General features: G+C 40.0%; 3 protein-coding genes and 2 pseudogenes. 3 read left to right on the top strand and 2 right to left on the bottom strand.

From position 1 onward, the window contains the following. Positions 1-192 precede the first annotated feature (192 nt). Together M3090_RS14535 and M3090_RS14530 are read right to left on the bottom strand one after the other, a co-directional pair. Positions 193-2019, bottom strand: a complete 1827-nt coding sequence (locus M3090_RS14535) for a DUF262 domain-containing protein (protein WP_249057534.1) — start codon at positions 2017-2019, stop codon at positions 193-195. Positions 2020-2093: 74 nt separating this feature from the next. Continuing rightward, positions 2094-3278 (bottom strand): ATP-binding protein, encoded by a 1185-nt coding sequence (locus tag M3090_RS14530; RefSeq protein ID WP_249057531.1) that lies wholly within the window; start codon positions 3276-3278, stop codon positions 2094-2096. Positions 3279-3898: 620 nt separating this feature from the next. Here M3090_RS14530 and M3090_RS14525 point away from each other — a divergent pair. The 3 genes and pseudogenes from M3090_RS14525 to M3090_RS14515 all read left to right on the top strand — a co-directional run. Then, positions 3899-4810, top strand: a complete 912-nt coding sequence (locus M3090_RS14525) for a helix-turn-helix domain-containing protein (RefSeq protein WP_249057528.1) — start codon at positions 3899-3901, stop codon at positions 4808-4810. 92 nt (positions 4811-4902) lie between these two features. Continuing rightward, a pseudogene (locus tag M3090_RS14520) lies at positions 4903-6008 on the top strand (site-specific integrase). A gap of 195 nt (positions 6009-6203) precedes the next feature. Continuing rightward, positions 6204-6532 (top strand): annotated as a pseudogene (locus tag M3090_RS14515) (hypothetical protein); the annotation flags it as partial.

The raw sequence follows: 6532 nt of genomic DNA, 5'->3' as shown, positions 1-6532 counted from the left end.
TAAGCTGCATAAAGAATCATGCGAGCTTTAAACACATGCGACATCTGTTGACGTCTCCAAAATTTGTTTCTTTTGTCCATCGTCTCTTTGTATTAAAGTTAGGATGAACAATGATTTTACTTTTGTGAGACTTAATGCATCCATAGCTTTCTTTCTTTTTATTACATAATTAAATTCTCAAAACAATTCAACTTACATCGACATTCGTGCAATTAAACTATCGCCAAATGCCTCTATTGTTTCTTTGCTATCTCTTCCTGTGACAACTTTACCTGTCGCCTTTTCTACTCTATCAAGTAGTTTTATTGCTCTATCATTTATAAATTCTACAAATTTGTCTTCGCTCAGTAAATCAAAATCTATCTTATGACTACAGATAGCCTTCTTTACCGACTCTACATCAGCATTTTCTCTAAATAATTTCTGTACATATTTACTTGGAGCCATACCACCAATTGAACGATTGGTTGATGCACTTATCATGGTTTTATTCACGACCGAGTTCCATTTTTTCATTGGATAGCCCATCTTTTCACAATAACTAGCTGGAAATATATGGTGTATATCCGTATTCTCCAAAGTGTATGTGGCAACAGACATTTTATTTGCTGTTGCAAAATCCAACGGCTCATCTTGAAGTATCAAAGCCATTAAGCCTTTGTACGCAGCACTATTCCTTGTCTGCAAAGAAAGAAGCCTCGTAGCTTGAAAACTTGAGCGGGCTACTGTATCAGGTATAATCGCATCATCATCTACCCATGCAAAAAAATCCTTAATATCCAATGCGTAACGTGTCTCATTCGCTCCACCATACAATTCGCCAAGAACCCCACACCAATACCACTTGGAAAGTTTCTGCAAATTAGGCAAATTGTTAAGTACTTTCTGATGGCTATTGTCATATGCAAATATGGCGGCAAGCGGAATATATTGAGTATTATAAGGAAGGTTAGCGGCTGTATATATTCCTTGTCTTATCAAGAATCTGGCAGCATCTATAAATGCATTTTTCATACCGTCTCTTTTGGCCTCAAAAACTGAACGGCGTAATCCCATGACATCTTTTTTCTTGCATTTCACCCCTGTATCTTTAATAAGAGATTGTTCATAACTTTCCCACAATGTCATAGAAGTTATGAAATCAGTTCCATTTACGTCATGAAGTACATCATACTGTGGAACATCAAAATCCTTTTTGATATTTTTCCATTCTTGGCGTAATTCGATGCCTTCCGCAGCAAGAGAGGCCGTGACCAATTCAAATACGTTAAGTGGAACTCCACCTCGATTGACATTTTCAAATATCTGGCATACAGATGACTGAGATGTTGATTTCAACACTTTGATTACAGGCAATTTGTATTTTGTGACAGGCTCTAAAATTTGCTTTCTAAATTTTTTCTTTATATCTCTTATATCCTTATTAAATGTCTCATTATGATATTCTTCCATTTCATCCAGCCAATCATAGCACTCATCCGAAAACAAGATATTCAATGGTATCATCATTTTCTCAAATTCATTTTGACGAGTACGCAAATCCAAATCTATATCCTTGCCTATATTACTAGTTATTATTTTCTTATCCGATATAGAAATAATAGCATCTTCCCTATCTACACTTTCATCCAAAGCTTTTTTTATGTCTAAATAATAGAACCTATATATGGTTGTACTTTTATTCCTTTCAAGGCATGTTTCTACAGGCCTCTTACCCATAAAAACTTGATAAAGAGAAGTAAGTCTCTGCTGCCCATCCAGTACTAAATATTCTGGCTCAACATCCTTATATTTAGGGTCAACTCCTGTAAAAAGTCTGGGTTTATAATTTACCTCTCCCCCTGTTTCTAAGAACATTAAAGCACCCATAGGAAACCCCATGGTTATACTTTCTATAAGTTTCCGTATTTTTGAATCATCCCAAACCCATGAACGTTGAAATTCTGGGAGTTGCAATTCTCCTTTGCCTACCTGAACAAGAAGGTCTTTCAAATCATTATCATTTGATTGTACTGCCATACGATTTACAATTTTATACCGTGAATATCACTCACGACTTGAATTTAACTTATCTCTGGATAAAATTCTATACTTCAAAACAACTTTCTCACATCCATTGAAAGAAAATCCTCCGCACTGATGCCACCGTCTCCCACAATAAACGCCGCTTGCGGATTGAATAGTTTGCGGAATTTATCCAGCCCGTCCGTCCGTTTTTCCGCATTGCTTTTCACCTCAATGGCTACCACCGAACCTTTCTTACGCAAAACGAAATCAACTTCATCATCCCGCTCACGCCAATAAAATATTTCAAAACGATGCACGAAGGCTTGGCTTACCAAATAGGCACCGATACCCGATTCAAAGATTCGTCCCCATGCTTTGCGGTTGAGTATCGCTTGTTCAAAGGTCAACGGACTATATACCATCTTCAACGCATTGTTATAGACCTGCAACTTAGGAATACTGGCACGTCGCCTTGCCATATCCATGCTGAATTTCTGGAGTCCGCAAAGCAATCCGCTTTCGTCCAACAGATTGATATAGCCTGCCAATGTTACTGTGTTCCCGGCATCTTGAAGCGAACCTAACATCTTGTTTAGTGAAAGCAATTCCCCTGAATAAGCTGCCCCCAGCTCAAAGGTCTGCCGAAGTAAGGCTGGCTTACTTATTGGCGTATCCATCAGAATGTCTTTGTTAATGGTCGCCTCGATGATTGCCGACTGGATGTATTGGCTGAAGCGGTCTTCATCGCCAATTAAAGTGGCAGCACCGGGATAGCCTCCATAAAACATATATTGGTCGAGCGAGAACCCGAAGCTCTCCTTCATTTCCTTATAGCTCCAATGACTCATGCGTATCTCCTCGAATCGCCCAGCTAATGACTCAGACAATCCCTTTTCCAACAGTACACGACTGCTTCCTAAAATCAAGACCTTAATGTCGCAGTCATGGAACGTATCATCGTCCCACTCCTTTTTCACCACCTCGCTCCAATTGGCAATCTTCTGTATCTCGTCAATTACAAGAATGACGCTTCCCCAGCCTTTGCTCTCCTTCAAGCTTCGCACAGCTGCCCAACAATCGGAAATCCATGCACTGTTCGTAGCCGGAACATTGTCGGCAGAAAAGAACTGGTAAGGCATATCCAAATCTTTCAGCACTTGTTTGACCACCGTTGATTTTCCTATCTGCCGGGCACCCATAACGACCTGAATGAATCTACGAGGCTCTTTCATGCGTTCTGTAATCAACTGATATTCTGCTCGTTTATACATACTGTTACATTTTACTCAATGCGACGAAAACTTTTACTCACAGCAAAAGTAACAAATTTATTTGAGTAATAATCATAGATTTACAAGAAAAACATTATCTTTGCGAAACTAATCAAGCGTTCTGTAACATATACGGTGAAATCCTTTGTCTATCAATGTTTTGTACATGGCAGAGGACATTTCACAAAAAGACTGAAAAAAGGCGGTACAAGACCATGAGCGAAAGCCATTGAATGTAAACACCTTACACTTTCTTTTCGACTTCGTTCAATTGTCTGAATATGACTTGTACCTTTTAAAATGAATAGCCGCTGATATTCAATGATGTATGCCTGATGCGTCGGTAAGTAAATTACTGATTATCAAATAGTTAAATTGATTATAATCGATTAATATGGCGCTCTTTACGGGCGCCTTTTTTGTTGCTCAAGTATCGTTGATAATCGTTGCTAAGCCTTTTTACGCCATTTTTTGTACCTCCTGTGTACCTCACCACGAAAATCCGAGGATTATCGTTGGCAAGGTCGTGGAGAATGTTGACTATGGTTGACAATAGTTTACGATGGTTGACAAAAAACAGGAGAAATGAAGGAGAATTAACCCCTAAATATTAAGTAAAAATGGCAACTAGTAACTTTAGAATTAAAAAGATTTGTGAGTGGTGCGGTAAAGAATTCGAGGCTCAGAAAGTTTCTACAAGGTTCTGTTCACACAGGTGTGCAAATTTTGCCTATAAACGGGCCATACGCAAAAAACGAGTGCAGACAACAGAGTCACAAACTCAAGTTCAGAAAACTGAACGCATCATTGAAGACATTAAGGAGAAGGAATATCTTTCCTTTTCAGAAACAGGACGTCTGTTAGGTCTATCTCGCCAAGCTATCTATACCATGGTAAAGGCAGGTCACCTTAAAGCGTCTAAAATTAGCAGTAGGCTTTCATTTATCAGGAGGACTGATATTGATGCTATGCTTCAAAATAAGCCTTATCAATATCGAATGCCCAAAGATACAATCCCTATCACAGACTTCTATACCACCAATGAGATTAAAGAGAAATTCGGTGTCAAAGATTCCTGGATATTTCATATAGCTAAAGAGCATAATATACCCCGGACATTTAACCGTGGGAAAACCTATTGGAGCAAAAAGCATATTGATGACTACTTTGCAAAGAAAGCTCCCGATCCTGAAATCAAGGAATGGTACAGCACGCAAGACATGCAAGAGAAGTTCGGCATGACGCTCACGGCCATCTATTCTTTTGTATCAAAGAATGCCATTCCCAAGAAGAAGGTCGGCATCATGGTGTACTACTCCAAGAAGCATGTGGATATTGCTAAAGGTCTCATAGCTCCCGAAGAGCCCAAATACTACACCATTGCCGAAGCGATGGAGCGATTCAATCTGACACGAGACCAACTCTACCATTATGTGAAATACCATAATATTCCCCGTGTCAAGGTCGGTAAATATACCAAGATCCTGCGAGCAGAGCTGGACAAGTTCTTTGAGCCTCCAAAGATAGAATGAGGCAAAAGTTATTTTCCGGTGATAAATACCACCATTAGAACACCTATTTTATTTGCAACCAAAACAAGTATTAATCAAAAAACAATATAGCTATGACACTTACATGCACCAACGTAACACTGAGACAAAAACCATTGCGTAACGACCGCATATCTCTTTATCTGGATTATTACCCGGCCATCCGCAATCCTTACACGATGAAGATGAGCCGCCGGGAATTCCTCGGCATCTACATTTATGCCAAGCCCAAGAACGAGCAGCAAAGAATGTTCAATCAGGATATGCTGAACAAGGCAGAGGCAATCCGCTGTATCCGTGTCCAGTCGCTTATCAATGAAGAATTCGGGTTCCTGGATAAGAACAAACAAAAGGTTGATTTCCTCGCCTATTTCCGGACTAAAGCACGAGAAAAGTACGAGAAATGGGATTGCGTTTACAACCACTTCGAGAAATTTGTCGGTGGCAAATGCACCTTTGGTGATTCACCGTGGAACTGTGTGAGAAGTTCAGGGATTACCTGCTCAAATGCAAACAGATCAATCATCCCAATGCTTACATCTCACGAAATTCGGCAGCCGGCTATTATTCAACTTTCCGAGCCTTGTTGAAAATAGCCTATAAAGAGAAGATGCTGCGTGAGAACTTGAACGACTTTCTGGAAAAGATTGAATGGAAAGAGGTCAAGAAAGAGTATCTGACACTTGATGAAGTCAAAAAACTGGCGGCTACGCCATGCAAGATTCCAGTCTTAAAACAAGCCTCCCTGTTTGCCTGCATGACAGGCCTACGTATCAGTGATATTCTAAAGCTGGACTGGCGTGATTTTGAAGTCGGCCCGGATCAAGGTTACTATATCCGTATCTGCACCGAAAAGACAGAAACCGAGGCTACACTCCCCATCAGTCAGGAGGCTCTGGAACTGTGTGGCGAATGGGGCACCGGAAAAGTCTTCAAAGGTTTAACCCGATCCATGACTCATCATCCTCTGAAACAATGGATTGCCGAAGCCGGAATCAGAAAACACATAACTTTCCACTGCTTTAGGCACTCGTATGCGGTCATCCAAATCTCTTTAGGTACAGACATTTACACAGTATCGAAGATGCTGACGCATAAGAATGTCACCACTACTCAAATCTATGCTGATTTGGTTAACTCCAAGAAGCGAGAGACGGCGAATAAGATTTCGTTGAAATAGTATAAAGTTCTGTAACGTAAGAAGAGTCTGACTAGGTTTTAACCCCATGTCGGACTCTTTTTTTATTCTATTGTGGCATAGATGGCATAGAAATAAGTACCATATCGAGGACAAATGCTGCCACTTTCTTGGATTTATAACATGGTATCTATGAAATGACATATATTTGCGCACAAACAATTAGCAAATATCACTATGAATCAGAAAAGTATAGAACATATAGCACTCTATTCCCTTGTATTGGTAGGTACGCTTGTCGTTGGCGTTTTAGCTCGGCTGTTTGTTTTATCCAAAGGCGTTGACGATTTCAGTAGTAGTGTTGCATTTTTTGCAACAGTAATTGTCTTGATGGCAATCTATGCCAGTTTACAGACAACTTTCAATCAGTTTCTACTGCCACGCATAGAAGCTTTTCTATTGCGTTTCACTGCTTGGAAAAGCCACGCGACTTTGACCCTTTTGGCCAAGCGGGATTTGCCCCCCTTTGGCTACAATATGATTGCCTCTTTAAAGTCCTGGTGTTA

Source organism: Bacteroides sp. ET71 (genome assembly GCF_023336905.1).
Taxonomy (GTDB): domain Bacteria; phylum Bacteroidota; class Bacteroidia; order Bacteroidales; family Bacteroidaceae; genus Bacteroides.
This window is presented reverse-complemented; position numbering and strand designations above follow the sequence as displayed.

Coding starts and splice junctions, on each gene's coding strand:
- M3090_RS14530 (WP_249057531.1), bottom strand. CDS start 3,278: ATGTATAAACGAGCAGAATATCAGTTGATTACAGAACGCATGAAAGAG.
- M3090_RS14525 (WP_249057528.1), top strand. CDS start 3,899: ATGGCAACTAGTAACTTTAGAATTAAAAAGATTTGTGAGTGGTGCGGT.
- M3090_RS14535 (WP_249057534.1), bottom strand. CDS start 2,019: ATGGCAGTACAATCAAATGATAATGATTTGAAAGACCTTCTTGTTCAG.